This is a genomic window from Rhizorhapis sp. (assembly GCF_035276005.1).
Classification (GTDB): Bacteria; Pseudomonadota; Alphaproteobacteria; order Sphingomonadales; family Sphingomonadaceae; genus Rhizorhapis.
This window is the reverse complement of record NZ_DATEMB010000029.1, coordinates 1-21,025: the sequence shown is the minus strand read 5'-3', so window position 1 is coordinate 21,025 and position 21,025 is coordinate 1. Positions and strand designations below refer to the sequence as shown.

Genomic DNA, 21,025 nt, shown 5'->3' with positions numbered 1-21,025 from the left:
GAGCCGCCAGATGATTCCATCTGGTTCGCCATCCCTCTATGCAGCCGGTCCATAGCGATCCGACAGATCCTGCAGCAGGGTTGAAACGGCCTCTTCCAATCTGTCGCGCGCGCCCATTTGGGCCCTGACGATCGCGCCTTCAATGACCACCATTGCCGTCGTGGCGGCCATTTCAGGTTCGGTCAGATTGAGCCGTTCGGCAACGCTCTGGATGAAGCGCCGCAACTCTTCCTTGTGATCGAATATTATTGGGAAGTCCGCACCGAACTCCACCCAGCTGTTGATGAAGGCGCAGCCCCTGAAATCGGGCTGTTCGAACCAGTCGAATAGGGCCGAACCCACTGCGGAGAAAGCCTCGACCGGTAACCGCGCGTTTACGGCGCCGGCGTACCAGAACATCCAATTGCGGTGGCGCAGGTCAAGAAAGGCGTTCACCAGGTCCGCTTTCGACGGAAAGTGGTGATAAAATGAGGCCTTGGCGACCTTGGCCTCGGCAATCACGCGGTCAATACCCGTAGCGCGAATGCCGTCCCGGTAAAACAGGCGGGTGGCGGTTGAAAGGATGCGATCCCGAACCCCGGTTGGTTCAGGGTTGGTGGAAGAATTCGTCGTCATTGGGCAATTGTTGACAGACAGTTCTGTCTATGTCAATCACAAGACAGAACTGTCTGTCCTATAAACTAGCCCAAACGTAAGGAGATTTTATGAGCGAGAAGCGCCATCCATTGCCGCCATTTACCGAAGAAACTGCTCGCCAGAAGGTGCGGGCCGCGGAGGACGGCTGGAACAGCCGCGATCCTGTCAAAGTAGCGCTGGCGTACAGCCCCGACAGCAAATGGCGGAACCGGGCCGAATTTGTTACCGGCCGGGAGCAGATCGCCGCCTTCCTCACTCGCAAATGGGATCGGGAGCTGGATTATCGGCTCATCAAGGAGCTCTGGGCCTGGTCAGGAAACAGGATAGCGGTCCGTTTCGCCTATGAATGGCGCGATGATGCCGGAAATTGGTTCAGGTCCTACGGAAATGAAAATTGGGAGTTTGATGAGGACGGTCTGATGACCCATCGTCACGCGTCGATCAACGACCGGCCGATCAAGCCCGAAGAACGGCTGTTTCACTGGCCGCTAGGCCGTCGGCCCGACGATCATCCATCGCTCAGCGATCTGAACCTGTAGGTTCCTTGAGCAACACGATCAGGCTTTCTGGCTTGGGTCTGCCGCAGACCCCTTGCTTTACCTGTGAGGGAAAGCAAGGGCTTCGGCAGGCTCATGCAAAGTGGAACCAGACGGGCCCATTCACCTCATTCCGCCGCCGGAAGGATGGGTGGCAGGTAAAGCGAGAGATAGGCATTGGTCGCTCGGGCTGCCTCGATCTCTAATTCTTCGACAATCTTTCCATGCTGCAAAACGGAAAGGCTGAAGAACAGGTCCGAAATCTCGATGGCGCGGAAGAAGGTTTCTTCGCGCGACGGCCAGGCGGGCAGGCGATAGCAGCCGCTCATCAGCTTTATAAGATGAAGCCCGACGGCTACGTCGGACTCTTGCCGATCGGCCAATTTGATGGCTGGCGGCGACTTGGGTCCGAGCAGAAGCTGGCTGGCATCGGGCCGCTCCTTGAAGAACAGCGCACCATATCGAATGAATTGTTCGACGAGGGAAGGCCAGCCGTCGTACTCCCCGTGGCGGAAAGTCGCGAGATGCTCGAGCAGATCTGCTGCGATTTCCTGTGCGGCGGCAGCGTGCACTTCAAAGGCGCTGCCAAAGAGATGATATGCCGAACTTTTCGGTATGCCAGCGGCATCAGCCATATCGGTAAGGGAAATTTCGTCTAGTTCCCGTATATGCAAGAGCTTGCGGGCGGCACTGACCAGTTCCCCCCGGCGGAGCCGGCCCCGTTCCTGTGTCTTTTTCCCGTTCACGTGGATATACCTTGGAATTGAGACTCGATTTCGATCTTCCGGCCGACCCTTGGAAATGATTCGCAAATGAGTTGCGCAAAATGCAATCAGTCATGGCGTTATAAAGTGGCTGATTGCCCTGTCAAGCCTTCCCACCTTTAGAAATCAAGCAAAAAGAATTGCTGATTATAGCACTGATAATTAACGTAAAAATGTGAAAAACAGAAAATAGTCCGACCGATCCGACAATTATTGCATCCAAGTTGCATTTCGCGCAGATTATGCATTGCCACCGGAAAAAATTCGGATATTTTTATCCGAATAGATTCGGATTTACCGAGCAGTTAGGGAGTGAGAAAAATGGGATATGCGTCGTCATTATTGGGGCATGTAAGCCGGGCCGCAATCATTTGTGGAGTTTCGATCGGCTGGATGGGCGCGGCACACGCCCAGGCAGCTTCCGATGAAATCGGGGACATTGTGGTCACCGCGCAGAAGCGTGAGCAGAATCTGCAGGATGTGGCACTGGCCGTGACCGCATTGGGCGGTGCGACGCTCGAAGCTATGGGACGCCAGGATGTTACGGCACTTGCAGGGCAGGTGCCAAGCCTGCAGGTCAATCAGTACAGCCCGACCATTACCGTTTTCAACATTCGCGGCGTATCCCAGAATGACTTCGCCGATTCGCAGGAAGCGCCCATCGCCTTCTATAATGACGAGGTCTATGTCGGCGCGCTGGGCGCGATCAGCGGGCAGACCTTTGACCTGGAACGCGTCGAAATCTTGCGCGGTCCGCAGGGAACGCTGTTCGGGCGCAACGCCACCGGCGGCCTGGTTCAGATTGTTACGGCCAAGCCCACCGACAAGCTGGAGGGATTTGCGACGCTGACGGTCGGAAGTTACGGCCAGATCGCGACGGAGGCGGCGATCAGCGGCCCCATCACCGATCGGGTGCGCGCGCGCCTGTCGGGCACCACCAACCATCATGGCGGCTATATCGAAAATGACATTGGCCCGGACCTGGGTGCATCCCGTTTCTATGCCGGACGGTTCCAGATCGAGGCGGATGTCGGTGAGACCGGCAAGCTGTCGCTGAAGCTGCAGGGTCTGCGGAACGATAATGAGCGGAGCGGCGGCCCCTACACCCATGCGGCCACTGGCTTCAACGACGACGGTCTTGGATTTGCGCTGGCTCCCGACCAGGATTTCTGGGGCACCTGCCCGGGCTGTGACGCGCTCGGATTCCGGCCCGACGACGACGATCCCTTCACCACTTCAGTCGATCATGATGCTCGCTTCGATCGCAAATATTGGAGCGCGACGCTGCGTTACGAGCAGAAATTCGGCGATATCAATTTCGCTTCGCTGACCGATTATCAGGACCTTCGCAAGCGATATAGCGAAGACTCCGACATGTCGCCGGACCCCATATTCGTTTACCGCACGGCTCAGGATCTTTATCAACTCTCCCAGGAATTCCGCCTTTCCGGCGATAGCGAAAAATTTCAATGGCTGGTCGGCGCTTATGGCCTGAAGATCAAGACCGACAATGACTATGAGGTTGATGTTTCGCAGTCGCTTGGCGTGAAAGAAAATTATGGGGGCAGGCAGATTACGGAGAGCCTCGCGGTGTTCGGCCAAGTCGAATACCGGCCAATCGAGCAAGTCGGTTTCGTCTTAGGAGCGCGGTATAACTGGGATTGGAAGTCCTTTGATTTCACCCATGTCGAAACTGCCAATGACGGATCGACGGGACCCATTTTCGTGTTCAACCGCACTACTCAGCCCAATCTGGCGAAGCAGAAGTTCGACAATTATTCCTTGAAGGCGGAAGTCAATCTGCGCCCGAACGAAGACACATTATTCTATTTCGGAGTCAATCGCGGCACCAAGAGCGGCGGATTTGGCGTGCAGGCTTTTCAGCCCATCAATCCTGCGACACTGCCGTTCAACGAGGAAGTGCTGACCAACTATGAAGCCGGGTTCAAGTTGACGCTCGCGGATCGCAAGCTGAACCTGAACGGTTCGATTTTCTATTATGACTATAAAAATTATCAGGCGTTCGAGATAGTTAACCTGTCGCAGTTCGTCACGAATAAATCTGCCAATATCACCGGTGCGGAACTGGAATTGTACGCAAGACCAGTACGAGGCCTTACGCTGTCTGGTTTCCTCGCTGTCCTTGATACCACGGTCAAGGATGTCCGGCTTCCCTTCGGCCGGGTGGCGGACAGGGTGATGCCCCAGGCGCCATCCTTGAGCTATGGCGGTCTGGTCCGTTACGAATTCCCGGTCGGCCCGGGCTCGCTGTCGCTGCAGACGGACTGGAAATATGATGGCAAGCAATATTTCTCGACCTTCAATGCGCCGATCGATCGGGAGTCTTCCAGAGTTGTCGGCAATGCACGCATCGCCTTTAGGACCAATGACGATCATTGGGAGGTGGCGGCCTTTGTCAACAATCTGACCGACAAGGAATACCGGATCTACAATCTCGATCTGAGCACAACCTTCGGTTTTTCCCAACAGACTTTTGCCCGCCCGCGCTGGTTCGGCGGCAGTGTCAAATACAGCTTCTAAACATTGCAGGGAGAGGAGGGCTAATGTCTTCGGAAATGAACAATCGGAGGCATGGGCCCGCCTCGGTCACACGCCGGGACTTCGTCGGCGGAACATTGGTTGGTTCGGGAGCGGCGCTGCTTGCGGCGTCGGCTCCCGCCCTGCCGACCTCAGCTCAGGCGCAAACCGTTGATGCGCCTCTGACGGGTCTCGGACCGGACTGGACTGGCCCCGGAGGGGTCGGTGACTATGCCGGGAAGAACGGCAATACGCATGAAGTCATCAATGCCGCGCATGGAGACATTCGCAACGGCAGCCTCGACAAGCGCGTTGCCAACACCAAGGTGGTCGATGGGCTTTATGATTTGATCATTGTCGGAGCAGGTATTTCCGGCCTGACGGCGGCCTATACTTTCTTGAAGGAAAAGCCGGATGCGAAGGTCCTTGTGCTGGATCAGCATGGGATTTTCGGCGGCGAGGCGAAGCAGAACGACTTTGAAGTCGACGGCTACCACCTTACCGCGCCGCAAGGGTCGACCGGCATCGTCGTGCCGTTCGCCCGTGCGGTGGAGTCTGGCTTTCCCAGCCCTTTCCTCAAGGAACTGGGCTATCCGGAGGCATTTACCTACCAGAAGGTCGAAAACCTTTCCCAACCCATACAGATTCCCGCCGACATGTGGACGCCCATGCATATCGGTTGGGAACGGGCGGACATGGCCTTTTATTATGAAGGCAAGGAGATAGTGAAAAACCCCTGGCGCAACGGCTTTGCCGAGGCGCCCATTTCCGACAGGCTGAAGCGCGCGCTTGTCGAACTGGAGCTTTTCCGCACGCCGCCAAGACGGGATGACTGGGCGCAGTGGCTCGACACGATGAGTTACAAGACGTTCCTCAAGGACGTCGCAAAGGTGCCCGAGGACGTTCTGGACGATGTCTGCGCCTATCTCGATCCCGTCATGGCGGCGATGGGATGCGGTCAGGGGTCGGACATCATTTCCGCCTATTCCGCCTATAATTTCATGATGCCCGGCGTGAACGCCTATACGCGTTATGCCAATGATGGACCCGACCCCACGGACGGCATATATCTGGCGACCTTTCCAGGTGGAAACACGTTCGCCGCCAAGCGTTTCCTGAAGCTCGCCAAGCCGGAGGCGCTCAGTGGCGGGAGCGGACTCTATGACCTTCAGTACAGCAAAGTGAATTGGGAGACGCTGGACCGGCCGGAGGATAATTACCGCCTTCGCCTGTCATCCACCGTTTTCTCGGTCGTCCATGAGGGCAAGCCCGGCAAGGCGGAGACCGTCCGCGTCACCTACGCGAAGGGTGCAGAGATGCATTCTGTGCGCGGCAAAGCCGTGATCTGCGCCGGGCAACAGCATGTCAACAAGCGCATCTGCCATGACATATCGCCCAAATATCGCGATGCGATGAACGCTTTCCATCATGCCCCGATCTTGGTCCTCAACGTGGCGCTGCGGAACTGGAAGTTCCTGGACAAGATGGGCGTTGCCGCGGTGCGCTGGTTCGAGGGGCTGGGCTGGTGGACCAGCCTGCGCAAGAACCTGGTGCTCGACGGCAAGGAAACTCAGCCGCTCGATCCCAACAAGCCGGTCGTGCTGACACAATATATCCCCTTCCTGATGCCCGGGGTGCCGTTTCCCGATCAGTGCACGCAGGCGCGTCTGCAGCTTTTCAGCATGTCCTTCGCCGACATAGAGGCGCAGGTGCGCGAACAGTTCACCAAGATGTTCGGCCCTTATGGGTTCGACGCTGAGCGGGACATCGCGGCAATCATTTCGAACCGTCAGGGGCACGCCTATTTCGTCGCCTATCCCGGCTTTTTCTATGGCAAGGACGGCAAGTCTTCGCCCATGGAGGTGTTGCGCGAGCCCTTCCATCGCATTGCGTTCAGCCATTCTGAATTGTCGGGCGCGCAGATGTGGGAAACCGCCGCTTTGGAGGGCGAACGCGCCGCCAAGCAAATTATCGGAAAATTGGCATGAATTTTGGAGACAAAATGAAAAAAGATCGTCTGCTGTCCCTGTTCCTTCCTCTTTCGCTGGGGTTGCTCAGCGCCTGCGGGGGAAGCAATGAGCAGGCCGCTGAAGCGGCTGCAAATACCGCGGCGCCGGCGGACGTCGTGACCGACATGACGGTGGGCGCCATTCCCGCGCCCGATGCGGCCGAATTGGCGGCGTTCAAGGCCGCAACCCGCAAGCTCTATGATTTCAAGGAAAAGGCATTTGCGGAAGGCAAGGCCGATCCCCTCGTCAACCGTTTCTATGCGGAAAACGCCACGTCGGTGGGGCCGGAGGGGAAACCCTATGAAGGGCGTGCCGCTTACAAGGCGAACTATGAAAAGGTCGTGGCCGCCTATAATGTGAAGGTGGAGCCCATCCGCAGCTATGTGAACGGCAATGCCGGATGGGAATGGGCGAATTTCTATGTCACTCCCAAGGATCCCAATTCGAAGGAAAAACCCTTTACCTTCGTCATCCTGTTCCTGTGGACCAAGGTGGATGGACAGTGGGTTTCGGCGGGCGACGCCTATGTGGTGGGACAGTTCCCCAAAAACTGACCATTTCAGCACGGGATATTTTGAGGAAATCATGGCAAGTTTTCGTAAAGTAGCGTTTTTCTCCTTCCTTCTGGCGGGGCTGGCGCCAGCGGCCGCTCATGCTGGTGACGCGGCCAAGGGCGCAGCAGTGTTCAAACGCTGCGCCGTTTGCCATTCGGTCGAAGCGGGGAAGAAATCGTCCGTCGGTCCCAATCTGGCGGGCGTGATTGGCCGCAAGGCAGGCACGACGCCGTTCAGTTACTCGCCGGCCATGAAGAATGCGGGCTTTGCCTGGACTGCCGAGAAGCTCGACCAATTTCTGCAAAAGCCCAGTGCAGTCGTCAAAGGTTCGAGAATGGCCTTTGGGGGGTTGCCCAACGGCCAGGACCGGTCGGATTTGATCGCTTATCTTGAAACACGTAAATAATTGGGCGAAAGGCGAAATATGGCCAGGTTTGCAAAATTGGCGTGCTTGCTTCTTCTTGCTGGCGCAATGCCGGCTCAGGCTGAGCTGGAGCCAGAGACTCTCACGGTCGAGAGCCTCCCGGAAGTGATGCAGCCCCATTGGGTCTGGGTGAACGATGTTTCCTTTGACCGCATGCTCGATGGGCGGGCTTACCTCCTCGATGCGGACACTGGCCGGATGCTGGGGATGATCAGCAGCGGCTATGCCCATAGCTCGCTTCTGCTGACACCGGACGGCAAGGGATTTGCGACCGTTTCCACCTATTTTTCCCGTGGCACGCGGGGCGAGCGGACGGACGTGGCGACCTTTTACAAGACCAAGGACCTGGCCGCCGGTTCTGAGGTCATCCTTCCGCCCAAGCGCTTTAATGGCATGCCGTTCATTTCTGCCCAGCCGGTCATGCCGGGGGGCAAGTTCGCGCTGATCTATAACTTCACGCCCGAACAATCGGTGACGGTGGTCGACCTGGCCGGGCAGAAGCTGGTGGGCGAATTCGCTACGTCCGGCTGCGGCCTTATCTATCCCACGAGCCCGTCCAAATTCTTCCTGATCTGCAGCGACGGCGCGCTGCAGGCGGCGAGCCTCGACAGCGCAGGGAAGGTCACCCTGGGCGGCACGACAAAGCAGCTTTTCGCGCCTGGCGATCCTGTGAGCGAAAAAGGGGTGTGGACCGGAAAACAATGGCTGTTCTTCAGCTTCAGCGGGAAGGTTCATGTCATCGATCAACAAGGCGACCTGCCCAAGGTGACGAAGACATGGTCACTGAGCGGCAAGGGCGAGGAAGGCTGGCGGCCTGGAGCGCTTCAGACCGCAGCCTATCATCGTGGCACGGACAGGCTCTATGTCCTGATGCACGAAGGCGGTGTGAACACCCACAAGGACCCCGGAACCGAAATCTGGGTCTATGAAGCCAGCAAGGGCAAGCGCATTCAGCGCATCAAGCTCGATAAAATGGCCATGTCCGTCGCTGTGAGCCAGGATGAAAAGCCGCTTCTCTATACGACCATGTTCGAAGAGAAGGAGCTGAAGGTCTATGACGCGATGAGCGGCGAATTGCTGCGCAAGATCGAGGGTCTGGGGTCCACGATGACGGTGATCCAGCCCGCTCCTGTGGCGGGGCGGTGATGGCGTTGGACCCGCTGCTCGTGCTGGTCGCGAGCGTTCTGCTTGGGGGACTCTTTGCCATTGGCGGCATTTCGAAGCTGATGGGCTTTGCAGCGTTCGTGGCGACCGTCGGGAATTACCGCCTGTTGCCTGATCCGCTGGTCCTGCCGGTCGCGCTGCTGGTGGCGTCAAGTGAACTCCTGCTTGGTCTCGCTGCCTTGGTCAGCAGCCGTTTCGGCATGCTGATGCCGAGCCTGTTCGGCATTGCCGCGCTGCTGCTGATCTATGCCGCCTCGATCGGCATCAACCTGCTGCGCGGGCGGCGGCACATCGATTGCGGGTGCAACGCTTTTGCGGCAGAGGGTGCGCCCTTGAACTGGTATCTCGTCGGGCGCAATGCAGTGCTCGCGGTTGTGGCATTGGGCGTGGCAAGCGCCATCGCGATGCCGCGGCCCCTTGCAATGATCGACTGGATTTCGGCGCTGGGGGCGCTCGTAGCCTTCCCCCTGCTATATGTGGCATTCGGTCAGTTGAGTGCTGCCAGCTTTGGAAAGGCCATGTCATGATGATGAGCGGAATTTTTTTCACGGCCTTCGCCCTGCAATGGGCGGCGATCATCGCCATGGCGCTGTTGATCGTCGGGCTCTTCAGGCAGGTCGGCATGTTGCATGAACGGCTTGGACCGGTGGGGGCGCTCACTTTGTCGGGCGGCGCCAAGGTGGGGGAGACGGCGCCCCTGTTCGAACTGCCCAGCCTGACAGGAGGGGAGGTTCGTATCGGCGGAACCTCCACTGACGGCCGTTCGACCCTGCTTTTCTTCCTCTCGCCCACTTGCCCGGTTTGCAAGACGATGTTGCCGATCCTCGTTTCGATGACGAAGGAAAACCGGCAGAGCACGCGTCTCGTCCTTGCCAGCGATGGCGATGAGGCGGCGCAGATGAAGATGATCCTGCGCGAAAAGCTGTCAGACTATCCCTTCGTGCTTTCCACCGACCTCGGCCGGGCGCACGGCGTGGGCAAGCTGCCCTATGCCGTGCTGTTGGGTCCCGACGGCAAGGTGGCGGCCAAGGGGCTTATCAACAATCGGGAGCATGTCGAAAGCCTGTTCGAAGCGCAGCGCACCGGCATTGCTTCCATCCAAGACTATATGGCGCGCCGCGAACTGGCGTCCTGATCGAGATAAGACGGAGCGAAAAATGAATAGACTTGACAGGATCATGGAACGGATGAGCCGCACGGCCGCACGGACCATGTCTCGCCGCAGCTTCTTTGCCCGGATGGGCGCGGCCGGCATCGCGGCTTCGCTGCCGCTGCTGCCGGTGTCACGCGCCAATGCGGCGCAGCAGCCGGGCGAAAGCGGCGATCCGCAGTCCTGCGACTATTGGCGCTATTGCGCCATTGACGGCTTTCTCTGTTCCTGCTGCGGCGGCAGCACGTCCACCTGTCCGCCGGGAACCGAGCCTTCGCCCATCACCTGGGTCGGCACCTGCCGCAATCCCGTCGACGGCAAGGATTATGTGATTTCCTATAATGATTGTTGCGGCAAATCCGCCTGCGGCCGCTGCCTGTGCAATCGCAATGAAGGCGATACGCCGGTCCACCAACCGTCAAGCTCCAACGACATCAACTGGTGCCTGGGTACGGATGTCGGCATTGTTTACAACTGCTCGACCGCCGTCGTGATGGGCACAGCTTAGCTGGGAGAGGCAGTGCGTATTTCGCTGATCCTGGCAGCAGCGGTGCTGGTCATGGGCCTTGCCGCAAATGGTGTGGCGCCGGCGCCCAATCTGTCGCGCAATGGCCGCCCTGCACGCGTCAACTATATGACGGAGTGCCAGGGATGCCATTTGCCGGACGGCAGCGGCATGACCGGGAAGGTTCCGTCCCTGAAGGGCGAGATTTCGAGCTTCCTGACGGTTGAAGGAGGAAGACAGTTCCTCATTCAGGTGCCGGGCTCGGCCAATTCCAAACTGAGCGATGCTGATCTCGCGGAACTCATAAATTGGATGATCACGACGATGGACAAGCCCGCTGCCGGAACGTTCGATCCCTACACCCCGGAGGAGGTGGCATCCTACCGCGCCAAGCGTTTGCTGGAGGTTACACAGGTGCGCGAGCGGCTTGTAAGCCGCTTCGCCGCCGAAAAACCGGTGCAGCATTGAAGCAGTTGTACATTGAATCAGCGCCACTTCTCTCCCGTTCGGCCTGAGCCTGTCGAAGCGGCCTCCACTTCTCGTCCAGAACAGGATCGGGCTTCGACAGGCTCAGGGCGAACGGAGAGCAGGTGATCGCAGTTTGAGGCCCTTCGCTTTAGTTCCTTGGACGACAAGCCATTTTCGGTCATGGGTGTTCTCGTTGTTTATAGTGCGCCCGTTTGTGGCTTTAACTACGCAAGAGTGAGGCCGAATGTTTGCCAATAAGCGCACCTGGATTGTCGAGTGGGGGGATTGCGATCCTGCCGGTATCGTTTTCTACCCCCGGTTCTTTGCTGCGTTCGATACGTCGACGTCGCGGCTCATTGAAGCTGCGACGGGCCGGAAAAAGGCGGACATCATCCGTTCGAACGGCATTGTCGGCTGGCCGATGGCCGACACCCACGCGCGTTTCATGGCGCCGGAAAGTTTTGGCGACGAAGTGGAAATCGAAACGCGGATCACGCATGTAGGCCGTTCCAGCTTCTCGCTGGAGCATCGCCTTTCCAAGGATGGAACGCTCTGCATCGAAGCGAGCGAGGTGCGGGTTTGGGCTGCTCACCGCAGCGACGGCAAACCGGGCATCGAGAGCGTGCCCCTTCCCGATGAACTGGCGGCGCGCCTGCGCGGGGAATGAAGCGCAGTCAGCTCCGCGGGCGGTCCGGCTCGCTTAGGAGGGCCGGGTTGCCGAGCGCGAACTTCCGCAAATAGCTCGACCGGATCAGCGGAGTGGGGAACAATGTCCCGGCTTCCGCCAGTGCATCGACCTTTGCAAAGGTTTCGGTGTCAATCGGCTCGCCGGCCTCGGCAAGGATCTGGCTCGCCTGCTCGGGCGTGCGCGCTCCCAGGATCGGGATGCGCCCCTTGCCAGACTGCATCAGCCATCGGAGGGCGAGCTTCCGGGGGGAGTGGCCGGTTTCGGCAGCGATGACCAAAAGGCCGTCGCGCACCGCGCGCAGGGCCGGAGACAGCTTGTCGAGATTCTGGCGTTGCGGCTGTTCGCTTCCTGTAAGCGCGCCTGCGGCCAGCGGTCCCCAGCAGAAGCACGCCAGATCGAGAGCGTCCGCCATCGGCAGCAGGTCCCGCTCCACACCGCGGGACGCAGCATTATATTCAAGCTGGACGGCCACAACAGGTGCGCGCCTTTGCTGCTCGGCGATCGTGACCGCGCGGGAGGCGAGCCAGGCGGGAGTGCCGGAAAGCCCGAAATAGAGGATCTTCCCCGACGACACGAGATCGTCGGCGGCACGCAGGATTTCCTCGAGCGGGGTCGTAAAGTCCCAGAAGTGCAGCCACAGCAGGTCGATGCGGTCCGTGTCGAGACGGCGAAGGCTGCCCTCAACCGACTGGATCATCGAACGCCGGCTGTTCCCTCCGGCCAGCGGGTGCGCGGAACTGGAGGCGGTATATTTGGTCGAAAGGACGAGCTCTTCGCGCCGGCCGCGAGCAAATGCGCCGACAATCTCCTCACCAAGGCCATTGGCGTAGTTGGGAGCGGTGTCGATCGTCGTTCCGCCTGCTTCGACGAAGCGCGTCATGATCTCTTGCGCGGCTTCCGCCGGACAACCCCAGTTGCGGCCATCGCCGAAGGTCATTGTCCCAAGCGCGATTTCGGAACTGCGCAGACCGGAGCGGCCGACCAGAGTTTGTCCCAACATGATTCCGCTGCTCCTTTGAGGGATGGGTACAAATTCCTTTGCCGTCATTCACGAAGGCGGAGAACCATCTTCTGCGGTGACGGCCCGATCTATCGCGAATGACAGGAAATTGCGGCGATCTGTTCCCTAATGGGCCGCGTCGCGCAGGCCCAGCCCGACGGCGATGAGCCGTTCCGACAACTCGCTCGCCCGTTCCGACCAGATGGGCAGTTCGGCGATCTCGATAATGTCGATCGCCCCTTCCTCCGAAATAAAACGCGCTGCGGAAAAGCTCTTGATGCACAGCGCTCCCGACGAACGGCGCGAAAGGACGCCGTTGGCCACGAGATTGCGGCGTTCGAGAACTGCGGAAATTTCGGCCATGGCATCGCGCAGAGCCTGTGCATCATTGTGCCAGTTGACGAGTCGCTCCTCGATCACCTGGCGCTTTTCGGCGAACGGCATCGCTTTCAAGGTATAGGAAAGGAATTTCTGCTTTTCCTGCGTGCAGAACCAGCGCGCCACGAACTGGCTGACACGATAATCGAGCAGCGAGCAGCGGGCGATGAATCCCCCGATAGCAGCATGGGCGGCGCGCATTTCAGCATCGGCTTCATGTATTTCCATGGCGATCCTCCTCAGGCTGCTGCCTGGCTGGCCCAACCGGCCGCCCACTCGCCCGCGACATCTTCGGCAAGCGTGCCGCTCGATGCGTCATGGCGTTCAATATCGACGAGGCGGCGCGCCCCGCAACCCGCCAGCACCGCGTCCCACCGGTCGCCGGCAGCGCAAAAGGTGTCGGCATAGGTACGGTCGCCAAGCGAGAAGACCACATAGTCCTTGCCCGCAAGGTCCGCTCCCCCTTCAAGGCTGGCGAAGAGCGCCTGGCCATTGTCGGGAATTTCGCCATGCCCATAGGTGGACGACACGATCACCAGAAGCCCGAAATCATCGAACGCCGAAGCATCGAGTCCGTCCATAAGCTGGCGCTCGCACTCTATTCCAGCACCGGACAATGCGGTTTCAATTTCTTCTCCGCACATGTCGGCAAGCCCGGTCATCGTAGCAACGAAGATGCCGGCGCGCAGATTTCCGCTCGACATAGGTCTCCAATTTCGAAATATGAGTCGTAAAGAAACCCAATATGCAATATATAGCAGATATGCAAGCCACCAACCCGAAGTCAGATCAAGAAAGTTTCGCGGGCAGCCTGGAAATCGCGCGGCGCATTCGTTCGGCCCGCGCGCGGGCTGGCTTCACCCGCAAGCAATTGTCCGCCGCCTCGGGCGCGTCGGAGCGCTATCTGGCGCATCTTGAGGCGGGGACCGGCAATCCCTCCGTGGAGATGCTGCTGGCGATTGCCGATGCGTTGGGCATGGCGATGGCGGACCTCTTGCCGATGGGTGGGGAGCGGGACCAGGCGGTCGCGCAGGCGGCCCAGCTGTTGCGCCGCTTGCCGCCAGAACGGGTTCAGGGGGCGTTGAAATGGCTTGGCGAGCAGCCTGACGGGCTGGACGGGAAGGGGCGGCGCATCGCCCTTATTGGCCTGCGCGGCGCGGGAAAATCTTCGCTGGGAAAGGCGCTTGCCGATCGCATGGGCGCTCCTTTCTTCGAGATGTCGAAAGAGGTCGAACGGCGCTATGGCGGCTCCATAGGGGTGCTGCTCGAAATCAATGGGCCGTCAGCGTTGCGGCGCTACGAGGCGGAAGTGCTGGCGGACATCTGTCAGCACAATCCCGCGGCCGTGGTGGCCGCGCCTGGGGCCATTGTCGCCGATGGCAAGCTTTATGACCAATTGCTGCGCACGGCCTGGACCGTTTGGCTGCAGGCCAAGCCCGAAGACCATATGGACAGGGTGGTGGCGCAAGGCGACCTGCGGCCCATGACCGGAAATCGCGCGGCGATGAACGACCTCAAGACAATTCTTGCGGCCCGCGAGGCCGATTATGGCCGGGCCGACGCCCGGCTCGACACCTCGGCGCAGGACTTTGACCAGACGCTGAAGCAGCTTGAAAGCATCGCCATCGACCTCATGAAATGAATTATATTGCTTGTTTGATTCCTATCAATGCGCTATTGTGCGTTTCGTGATCGGGATTGAGGAGCGATTCGATGGCAACCCTGCCTGCTGAAATTGATGCGCCGGGAGCGGCGTTGTTTACTTACGACCTGGATGGCAACAGCTACCGGCACTGGAGTGTCAGCATCGAGGGCCGGATTGCCACCCTTACGATGAACGTGGACCCGGATGGGGGACTCGTTCCGGGCTACAAGTTGAAGCTCAACAGCTATGATCTGGGCGTCGACATGGAACTGCACGATATTGTGCAGCGCCTGCGCTTCGAGCATCCCGAAGTTGGATGCGTCGTGCTGACCAGCGGCCAGGACCGCATCTTCTGCTCGGGCGCCAACATCTACATGCTCGGCACGTCGAGCCACGCGTGGAAGGTCAATTTCTGCAAATTCACGAATGAAACCCGCAACGGATTTGAAGATTCCTCCGAGAATGGCAGCTTCAAATTCCTGGCGGCGGTCAACGGCACCTGCGCTGGCGGCGGCTATGAGGTGGCGCTCGCCTGTGACGAGATCCTGCTGATCGACGACCGTTCCTCGGCTGTTTCGCTTCCCGAGGTTCCGCTTCTCGCCGTGCTTCCCGGAACCGGCGGCCTTACCCGCGTGGTCGACAAGCGCAAGGTGCGCAAGGATCTGGCGGACGTCTTCTGCACTTCGGAAGAGGGCGTGCGTGGGCGCCGGGCCAAGGATTGGGGTTTTGTCGACGATATTGCGCCGCGTGGACGCTGGGCGGAAGCCGTCAAGGAGCGGGCCGAAGCGCTTGCCGCCAAGAGCGCGCGCCCGGCGGCGGCCGAAGGGGTGAAGTTGACGCCGATCAGTCGCGTCATCGACGAGGCCGGCTATCATTACAGCCAGGTCGATGTGACCTTCGACCGCGCTCGCGGCTTTGCCACCATTTCGATCAAGACGCCTGTCGATGCGCCGCCCCCCGATGGCGCTGCGATGCAGGCCGAGGGCACCGCATTCTGGCCGCTGCAGATGGCGCGCGAACTTGACGATGCGATCCTGTTGCTGCGCACCAATGAGCCGGAACTGGGGCTCTGGGTGCTCAAGACGACGGGCGACGGCACGAAAGTGCTGGCCTATGACGATGCGATGATCGCGCATCGCGCGCATTGGTTCGTAAACGAGGTGATCGGCATGCTGCGCCGCACGCTGTCACGCCTCGATGTGTCCTCGCGCTCCATGTATGCGGTTATCGAGCCGGGTTCGGCCTTTGCCGGCACGCTGGCTGAACTCGCCTTCGCGGCCGATCGTGGCTATATGCTCGAGCTGATCGCCGATCCTGAAAAGGGTCCCGTGATGCACCTTGGCCAAGCCAATTTCGGGCTTTATCCGATGTGCCACGGCCTTTCCCGTCTTCAGTCGCGCTTTCTTGGCGATCCTGACCGGCTTGCCGAAGTCGAACGGCTTTCCGGCACTCCGATCCCCTCGGGCGAAGCGCATGATCTTGGCCTTGTGACCTTTGCCCCCGACGACATCGACTGGGAGGATGAGGTTCGCCTTGCCATCGACGAACGCACAGGGCTTTCGCCCGATGCCTGTACCGGCATGGAAGCCTCCTTGCGCTTTGCTGGACCGGAAACGCTTTGGTCGAAGGTCTTTGGCCGCCTGTCCGCCTGGCAGAACTGGATTTTCATCCGTCCCAACGCCGTGGGCGAGGGCGGTGCCTTGAAGCTGTTTGGTACCGGTCGCCGCGCCGAATTCGACAAGAAGCGCGTGTGACCTCCGATCGCCGCCGCCCATTCTCTCCTCCCGGGCGGCGGCGATTGTTCAAGAACTCAATATCAAGTGCCCCGCACGAAGGGAGCATGGGAGAATAAGCATGGCGATCGACTACCAGTCTCGGATACCGAACAATGTGGACCTTTCGAACGACCGGGCGCTTCAACGCGCGCTTGAACATTGGCAGCCGGCCTTTATCGATTGGTGGAAGGAACTGGGCCCGACGACTTATCAGGGGCATGAGGTTTATCTGCGCACTGCCACGTCCGTCGACGCCAAGGGCTGGGCGACCTTCGGCCATGTGAAGATGCCGGATTATCGTTGGGGCATTTTCCTTGCCGACAAGCAGGAAGACCGCACGATCGGCTTTGGCGACCACAAGGGCAAGCCGGCCTGGCAGCAGGTTCCCGGCGAATATCGTTCGGCCCTGCGCCGCCTGATCGTCACCCAGGGCGATACCGAGCCAGCATCGGTGGAGCAACAGCGCCTGCTCGCGCTGACTGCGCCCTCGCTTTACGACATGCGCAACCTCTTCCAGGTCAATGTGGAGGAAGGCCGCCACCTTTGGGCGATGGTTTACCTCCTGCACGCCTATTTCGGCCGCGATGGACGCGAGGAAGCCGAGGAGATGCTCTATCGCCACTCGGGCGATGTCGACAATCCACGCATCCTCGGCACGTTCAACGAGCCGATCGATGACTGGTTGTCCTTCTACATGTTCACCTATTTCACCGACCGCGACGGCAAATATCAGTTGAAGTCGCTGGCCGAGAGCGGCTTCGATCCGCTGGCGCGCACCTGCAGCTTCATGCTGACCGAGGAAGCGCACCACATGTTCGTCGGCGAAACCGGCATCGCGCGGATCATCAGGCGCACGCTTGACGAGATGCAGAAGCTTGGGACCGACGATCCTGAAACCCTGCGCAAGGCGGGCGTGATCGACCTGCCGCTGCTGCAGCGCTACATCAACTTCTGGTATTCCTCGGCGCTCGACCTCTTCGGCGCAGAGATCAGCTCCAATGCGGCAACCTATTTCGCCAATGGCCTGAAGGGACGTCCGGACGAAGGGACTTTCGAGGATCATGATTGTTCCGACAGCTTCGAGGAAGTCGATACGCCCGAAGGTCTTGAACGGGTCGCCACGCGCAATGCCATGAACCTCATCACCCGCAATGCCTATGTGCGCGACTGCGGCATCGGGCTCACCCGTTGGAACCGCACGATTGCCAAGGCGGGCTTCCAGCTCGAACTGAAGCTGCCGTCGGAGCGGTTCAACCGCAATGTCGGTGTGTTTGCCGGCCTTAGCTTCAATACCGAAGGCAAGCCCTGTTCTCCCGAAGAAGTGCAGGCGGCGTTGCCGAGCCAGGCCGACCGGGTCTATGTCAAATCGCTGATGGTCGGCGTCACCGAAATCGGCAAATGCGCGAACTGGACCAGTCCGCCGGAACGCGGCATCAATAACATGGCCTTCGAGTTTGATTACGTCCGGGCGGCCTGAGGCCGCTCGATAAAGGGGGCGGTCCGGAACAACCAGGCGCCCCCTGAGGAGAGAGCACTGATGGACACAGCAAAGGCGCGCACCATTGCGCAGCTGCCGGAATCGTTCAATGCAGCGGAAGACCTGCTCGCGCCCAACCTTGCCCGTCATCCGGGCAAGGTTGCCATTATCGACCATCGCGGGACTTGCACCTATGCCGAGCTGGGCGAGCGGGTCGCGCGCATGGGCGGGGTTTTCGCAAATCTGGGGATCAAGCGCGACCAGCGCGTCCTGCTGTGCCTGACTGATACGCGCGATTTTCCGACCATCTTCCTGGGCGCGATCCGGGCGGGCGTGGTCCCGATCCCGCTCAATACGCTGCTGACCAGCGACGATTACGCCTGGATCCTGCACAATAGCGGCGCCAACGCCGTCTTCGTTTCGGCAGAGCTTGCGGAGAAGTGGGAGGCGATCGCCGCTTCCGAACCCCATGTCCATTTCGTATCCAGCGAAGGCGGGCCCTGGGCGGATCTGGAGTCCCTGCTGGTGCAAGCCGAACCCGCAACTCGTCCGGCAGCCACGCATCGGGACGATGTCGCCTTCTGGCTCTATACCTCCGGCTCGACCGGACGACCCAAGGGGGCGATGCACCTGCATGGCTCGATGCGCCTGACGGCCAACCTCTATGCCCGTGAGACCCTGGGGATCCGCGAGGACGATGTCGTCCTTTCGATCGCCAAGCAATTCTTTGCCTACGGCCTGGGCAACGCGCTGACCTTCCCCTATTCCGCGGGCGCGACCGTTGTCCTGTTCAATGGCCGGGCGACACCCGAACCGGTCACCGATCTTTTGAAGCAGCACAAGGTCTCGGTCCTGGCCGGTGTTCCGACCTTTCTTGCCGGTTGGCTGGCGCATTCCTGCTGTCCCACGAAGGAAGAGGCGCCCGCATTGCGTCTCGCGACCTCCGCAGGCGAAGCCTTGCCTCCCCATATCGGACAGGCCTTCAACGAGCGCTTTGGCGCTGACGTTCTGGATGGGCTGGGTTCGACCGAAATGCTTCACATTTTCGTTTCACAGCACCCTGGCGCCGTGCGCTACGGCTGCACGGGCCGCGCAGTGGATGGATATAAGGTTCGTCTGGTGGGCGACGATGGAAGGGAGGCTGCCATAGGAGAAATCGGCAATCTCCACGTCTGCGGCCCGACGACGGCGATCGGCTATTGGCGTAACCGGGACAAATCGGTAGCCACCTTCTGCGGGGAATGGACCATCACTGGTGACAAATATGTGATGGACGAGGGCGGCTGGCTCACCTACGCCGGACGGGCCGACGATATGCTGAAGGTGGGGGGCATCTATGTGTCGCCCATTGAGGTGGAAGAGGCGCTTGCGAGCCACCCTGACGTGCTCGAAGCAGCGGTGGTGGGAGCAGAGGATGAGGACGGCCTTGTGAAGCCTCATGGCTATGTTGTGCTCCACAATCAGGTTTCGCCCGATGCCGCCCTTGAAGAAAGGCTCAAGACGCACGTCAAGGAGCGTCTGGCACCCTATAAATATCCCCGCTGGATCACCTTCGTCGATGAGCTGCCCAAGACGGCCACCGGCAAGATCCAGCGCTTCCGTTTGCGGAAAGAAGCATGAGCCAAAACTTGTCCTATGATGTCCTGATTGTCGGCGGCGGTCATGGCGGCGCGCAGGCGGCGATAGCCTTGCGTGGCGCCGGTTTCGAGGGCTCGATCGCCATTGTCGGGCGCGAAACCGAAATGCCCTATGAGCGGCCGCCGCTCTCCAAGGAATATCTGGCCCAGGAGCGTGCGTTCGAGCGGCTTTATATTCGGCCCGCAGAATATTGGCGGGAAAAGGCGGTCGACCTTCTGCTCGGACGCACGGTGATTTCTGTCGACCCACAGGACCATGCGGTGGAATGCCAGGACGGCCCCCGCATCGGCTATGGCAAGCTGATCTGGGCCGCCGGGGGGGATCCCCGCGCGCTGCCGCTGCCGGGCGCGGATCTGCCTGGCGTCCACGCCGTGCGCGACCGCGAGGATGTCGACGCCATCATGGCCGAGTTGCCTGGCGTCGCAAGGATCGTCGTGATCGGCGGCGGCTATATCGGCCTGGAAGCCGCCGCAGTGTTTTCCAAGCTCGGCAAGCAAGTGACCTTGCTTGAGGCGCTTCCGCGCGTGCTGGCGCGCGTCGCAGGTGAAGAGCTGTCCGGCTTCTACGAAGCCGACCATCGCGCGCATGGCGTCGATCTGAGGGTCAACCAGCAGATCGAGGCGCTGGAGGGCGAGGGGCGTGTTTCGGGAGTCCGGCTCCGTTCTGGCGAGCTCTTGTCCGCAGATTTGGTGATCGTCGGGATTGGCATCATCCCCTGCGTCGAACCTCTGATCGCCGCCGGGGCGGAAGGGAGCAACGGTGTCCTTGTCGACCCCCAGTGCCGAACCACGCTGCCCGACGTTTTTGCCATCGGCGATTGCGCCGCGCATGCCAACCGCTTTGCGGATGGCGCAGTGATCCGCCTTGAGTCCGTGCAGAACGCCAACGACATGGCCCAGACGGTGGCCAAAACCATCTGCGGCGAGGAAACGGAATATGCGGCGACCCCCTGGTTCTGGTCGAACCAATATGATCTCAAGCTGCAGACGGTTGGTCTTTCCACCGGCTATGACCAGGCTGTGCTGCGCGGTGACCCCGCCAGCCGCAAATTCTCCGTGGTTTATCTGAAGGGCGGGAAAGTTGTCGCGCTCGACTGCGTGAACAATGCGCGCGATTACTCACATGGCCGCAAGCTGGTTGAACTGGGCATTGCCGCCGACGCAGAGGAACTGGCCGATGCAGGCCGGCAGTTGAAGGAATGGCTGGCGGCCCAGGCCGCATGAACAGGGAATCGAGATTATGAGCGAACGTCCAGCGACACCCGAAGCATTCGTCACGCATCTTGTTACAGTCACGGCCGCGATCGGCGGACAGGCGCTTGGTCCAGACCTTGAGGACCGGCTGAACAGCGAATTCCCGGCAGGGAGTGCCTGGTTCGAAAAAACGGCTGATCTCTGCCGGCAGGGATGCGAGGAGGGCTGGCTTTGCGCGCGTGAAGCGGGCGGCATCAAGTTCGGGCGCGCTGTGCCTGCCGCGGACGTGCTCAACGGCATGTCGGTCGATGTCGTCGAAATGGACGATGTCGTAGGACCCCATCACAGCCATCCCAATGGCGAGATCGATCTCATCATGCCGATCGATGCGGCAGCACAGTTCGATGGGCGCGGCGCTGGCTGGAAAGTGTATCGTCCGGGCTCAGCGCACCATCCGACCGTATCCGGCGGCAAAGCCCTGGT

Annotated in this window: 22 protein-coding genes; 17 read left to right on the top strand and 5 right to left on the bottom strand. The window is 60.1% G+C overall.

From position 1 onward, the window contains the following. Positions 1-36 precede the first annotated feature (36 nt). The gene (locus tag VJS46_RS07105; protein WP_324058996.1) at positions 37-615 is read right to left on the bottom strand and encodes a helix-turn-helix domain-containing protein; all 579 of its coding nucleotides are present in this window, start codon (positions 613-615) and stop codon (positions 37-39) included. 89 nt (positions 616-704) lie between these two features. On the opposite strand from VJS46_RS07105, the gene VJS46_RS07100 reads away from it, so the two are divergent. Continuing rightward, the gene (locus VJS46_RS07100; RefSeq protein WP_324058994.1) at positions 705-1,175 is read left to right on the top strand and encodes a nuclear transport factor 2 family protein; all 471 of its coding nucleotides are present in this window, start codon (positions 705-707) and stop codon (positions 1,173-1,175) included. Between the two features lie 125 nt (positions 1,176-1,300). On the opposite strand, the gene VJS46_RS07095 is transcribed toward VJS46_RS07100, so the two are convergent. After that, entirely contained in the window at positions 1,301-1,807 is a 507-nt protein-coding gene (locus VJS46_RS07095; protein ID WP_324058992.1) for a TetR/AcrR family transcriptional regulator, read from the bottom strand. Between the two features lie 450 nt (positions 1,808-2,257). On the opposite strand from VJS46_RS07095, the gene VJS46_RS07090 reads away from it, so the two are divergent. From VJS46_RS07090 to VJS46_RS07045, 10 genes are all read left to right on the top strand, one after another. Next, positions 2,258-4,477, top strand: a complete 2,220-nt coding sequence (locus tag VJS46_RS07090; RefSeq protein WP_324058991.1) for a TonB-dependent receptor — start codon at positions 2,258-2,260, stop codon at positions 4,475-4,477. A 35-nt stretch (positions 4,478-4,512) separates the two neighbouring features. Next, positions 4,513-6,462 carry an NAD(P)-binding protein gene (locus VJS46_RS07085; protein WP_324058989.1) on the top strand — a complete coding sequence of 650 codons (1,950 nt, stop codon included), beginning with the start codon at positions 4,513-4,515 and terminating at the stop codon, positions 6,460-6,462. Between the two features lie 14 nt (positions 6,463-6,476). Then, on the top strand, positions 6,477-7,037 hold the full coding sequence (locus VJS46_RS07080; protein WP_324058987.1) for a nuclear transport factor 2 family protein: 561 nt from the start codon (positions 6,477-6,479) through the stop codon (positions 7,035-7,037). Further along, positions 7,009-7,443 (top strand): c-type cytochrome, encoded by a 435-nt coding sequence (locus VJS46_RS07075; protein ID WP_414707975.1) that lies wholly within the window; start codon positions 7,009-7,011, stop codon positions 7,441-7,443. The genes VJS46_RS07080 and VJS46_RS07075 overlap by 29 nt, the downstream gene beginning before the upstream one ends. Before the next feature lie 66 nt (positions 7,444-7,509). Beyond that, complete coding sequence (locus tag VJS46_RS07070) at positions 7,510-8,607, top strand: amine dehydrogenase large subunit (protein WP_324058985.1); 1,098 nt, start codon at positions 7,510-7,512, stop codon at positions 8,605-8,607. After that, complete coding sequence (locus tag VJS46_RS07065) at positions 8,607-9,152, top strand: MauE/DoxX family redox-associated membrane protein (protein WP_324058982.1); 546 nt, start codon at positions 8,607-8,609, stop codon at positions 9,150-9,152. Before VJS46_RS07070 ends, VJS46_RS07065 begins: the two co-directional genes overlap by 1 nt. Then, positions 9,149-9,760: a methylamine dehydrogenase accessory protein MauD gene (gene mauD, locus VJS46_RS07060; protein ID WP_324058981.1), complete on the top strand. Its 612-nt coding sequence runs from the start codon at positions 9,149-9,151 to the stop codon at positions 9,758-9,760. Before VJS46_RS07065 ends, mauD begins: the two co-directional genes overlap by 4 nt. Positions 9,761-9,782: 22 nt before the next feature. Continuing rightward, complete coding sequence (locus tag VJS46_RS07055; protein WP_324058979.1) at positions 9,783-10,283, top strand: methylamine dehydrogenase light chain; 501 nt, start codon at positions 9,783-9,785, stop codon at positions 10,281-10,283. A gap of 12 nt (positions 10,284-10,295) precedes the next feature. Beyond that, entirely contained in the window at positions 10,296-10,748 is a 453-nt protein-coding gene (locus VJS46_RS07050; RefSeq protein ID WP_324058977.1) for a cytochrome C, read from the top strand. A gap of 244 nt (positions 10,749-10,992) precedes the next feature. Then, positions 10,993-11,415 (top strand): thioesterase family protein, encoded by a 423-nt coding sequence (locus tag VJS46_RS07045; RefSeq protein WP_324058975.1) that lies wholly within the window; start codon positions 10,993-10,995, stop codon positions 11,413-11,415. A gap of 7 nt (positions 11,416-11,422) precedes the next feature. Here VJS46_RS07045 and VJS46_RS07040 read toward each other — a convergent pair whose 3' ends face one another. The 3 genes from VJS46_RS07040 to VJS46_RS07030 all read right to left on the bottom strand — a co-directional run bounded on the left by VJS46_RS07040 (position 11,423) and on the right by VJS46_RS07030 (position 13,518). After that, complete coding sequence (locus tag VJS46_RS07040) at positions 11,423-12,436, bottom strand: aldo/keto reductase (protein WP_324058974.1); 1,014 nt, start codon at positions 12,434-12,436, stop codon at positions 11,423-11,425. A gap of 126 nt (positions 12,437-12,562) precedes the next feature. Next, positions 12,563-13,042, bottom strand: a complete 480-nt coding sequence (locus VJS46_RS07035) for a hypothetical protein (protein WP_324058972.1) — start codon at positions 13,040-13,042, stop codon at positions 12,563-12,565. Positions 13,043-13,053: 11 nt separating this feature from the next. Next, a complete protein-coding gene (locus tag VJS46_RS07030) occupies positions 13,054-13,518 on the bottom strand; it encodes a flavodoxin family protein (protein WP_324058970.1) in 465 nt (154 codons plus the stop codon). A gap of 41 nt (positions 13,519-13,559) precedes the next feature. On the opposite strand from VJS46_RS07030, the gene VJS46_RS07025 reads away from it, so the two are divergent. The 6 genes from VJS46_RS07025 to VJS46_RS07000 form a co-directional block, all read left to right on the top strand. Further along, a complete protein-coding gene (locus tag VJS46_RS07025) occupies positions 13,560-14,456 on the top strand; it encodes a shikimate kinase (RefSeq protein WP_324058968.1) in 897 nt (298 codons plus the stop codon). A gap of 71 nt (positions 14,457-14,527) precedes the next feature. Continuing rightward, positions 14,528-16,213: a 2,3-epoxybenzoyl-CoA dihydrolase gene (boxC, locus tag VJS46_RS07020; RefSeq protein ID WP_324058966.1), complete on the top strand. Its 1,686-nt coding sequence runs from the start codon at positions 14,528-14,530 to the stop codon at positions 16,211-16,213. A gap of 100 nt (positions 16,214-16,313) precedes the next feature. Then, positions 16,314-17,711, top strand: a complete 1,398-nt coding sequence (boxB, locus tag VJS46_RS07015; RefSeq protein ID WP_324058964.1) for a benzoyl-CoA 2,3-epoxidase subunit BoxB — start codon at positions 16,314-16,316, stop codon at positions 17,709-17,711. A gap of 60 nt (positions 17,712-17,771) precedes the next feature. Next, the gene (locus tag VJS46_RS07010; RefSeq protein ID WP_324058962.1) at positions 17,772-19,331 is read left to right on the top strand and encodes a benzoate-CoA ligase family protein; all 1,560 of its coding nucleotides are present in this window, start codon (positions 17,772-17,774) and stop codon (positions 19,329-19,331) included. Beyond that, the gene (locus VJS46_RS07005; RefSeq protein ID WP_324058960.1) at positions 19,328-20,572 is read left to right on the top strand and encodes an NAD(P)/FAD-dependent oxidoreductase; all 1,245 of its coding nucleotides are present in this window, start codon (positions 19,328-19,330) and stop codon (positions 20,570-20,572) included. The genes VJS46_RS07010 and VJS46_RS07005 overlap by 4 nt, the downstream gene beginning before the upstream one ends. 16 nt (positions 20,573-20,588) lie before the next feature. Beyond that, on the top strand, positions 20,589-21,025 hold a 437-nt coding region (locus VJS46_RS07000), incomplete at its 3' end, for a DUF4863 family protein (RefSeq protein WP_324058958.1).

Excerpts from the sequence above, each read along its gene's own strand:
- VJS46_RS07105 (WP_324058996.1), bottom strand. The coding sequence starts at position 615 with ATGACGACGAATTCTTCCACCAACCCTGAACCAACCGGGGTTCGGGAT.
- VJS46_RS07100 (WP_324058994.1), top strand. The coding sequence starts at position 705 with ATGAGCGAGAAGCGCCATCCATTGCCGCCATTTACCGAAGAAACTGCT.
- VJS46_RS07095 (WP_324058992.1), bottom strand. The coding sequence starts at position 1,807 with ATGGCTGATGCCGCTGGCATACCGAAAAGTTCGGCATATCATCTCTTT.
- VJS46_RS07090 (WP_324058991.1), top strand. The coding sequence starts at position 2,258 with ATGGGATATGCGTCGTCATTATTGGGGCATGTAAGCCGGGCCGCAATC.
- VJS46_RS07085 (WP_324058989.1), top strand. The coding sequence starts at position 4,513 with ATGAACAATCGGAGGCATGGGCCCGCCTCGGTCACACGCCGGGACTTC.
- VJS46_RS07080 (WP_324058987.1), top strand. The coding sequence starts at position 6,477 with ATGAAAAAAGATCGTCTGCTGTCCCTGTTCCTTCCTCTTTCGCTGGGG.
- VJS46_RS07075 (WP_414707975.1), top strand. The coding sequence starts at position 7,009 with ATGTGGTGGGACAGTTCCCCAAAAACTGACCATTTCAGCACGGGATAT.
- VJS46_RS07070 (WP_324058985.1), top strand. The coding sequence starts at position 7,510 with ATGCCGGCTCAGGCTGAGCTGGAGCCAGAGACTCTCACGGTCGAGAGC.
- VJS46_RS07065 (WP_324058982.1), top strand. The coding sequence starts at position 8,607 with ATGGCGTTGGACCCGCTGCTCGTGCTGGTCGCGAGCGTTCTGCTTGGG.
- mauD (WP_324058981.1), top strand. The coding sequence starts at position 9,149 with ATGATGATGAGCGGAATTTTTTTCACGGCCTTCGCCCTGCAATGGGCG.
- VJS46_RS07055 (WP_324058979.1), top strand. The coding sequence starts at position 9,783 with ATGAATAGACTTGACAGGATCATGGAACGGATGAGCCGCACGGCCGCA.
- VJS46_RS07045 (WP_324058975.1), top strand. The coding sequence starts at position 10,993 with ATGTTTGCCAATAAGCGCACCTGGATTGTCGAGTGGGGGGATTGCGAT.
- VJS46_RS07040 (WP_324058974.1), bottom strand. The coding sequence starts at position 12,436 with ATGTTGGGACAAACTCTGGTCGGCCGCTCCGGTCTGCGCAGTTCCGAA.
- VJS46_RS07035 (WP_324058972.1), bottom strand. The coding sequence starts at position 13,042 with ATGGAAATACATGAAGCCGATGCTGAAATGCGCGCCGCCCATGCTGCT.
- VJS46_RS07030 (WP_324058970.1), bottom strand. The coding sequence starts at position 13,518 with ATGTCGAGCGGAAATCTGCGCGCCGGCATCTTCGTTGCTACGATGACC.
- VJS46_RS07025 (WP_324058968.1), top strand. The coding sequence starts at position 13,560 with ATGCAATATATAGCAGATATGCAAGCCACCAACCCGAAGTCAGATCAA.
- boxC (WP_324058966.1), top strand. The coding sequence starts at position 14,528 with ATGGCAACCCTGCCTGCTGAAATTGATGCGCCGGGAGCGGCGTTGTTT.
- boxB (WP_324058964.1), top strand. The coding sequence starts at position 16,314 with ATGGCGATCGACTACCAGTCTCGGATACCGAACAATGTGGACCTTTCG.
- VJS46_RS07010 (WP_324058962.1), top strand. The coding sequence starts at position 17,772 with ATGGACACAGCAAAGGCGCGCACCATTGCGCAGCTGCCGGAATCGTTC.
- VJS46_RS07005 (WP_324058960.1), top strand. The coding sequence starts at position 19,328 with ATGAGCCAAAACTTGTCCTATGATGTCCTGATTGTCGGCGGCGGTCAT.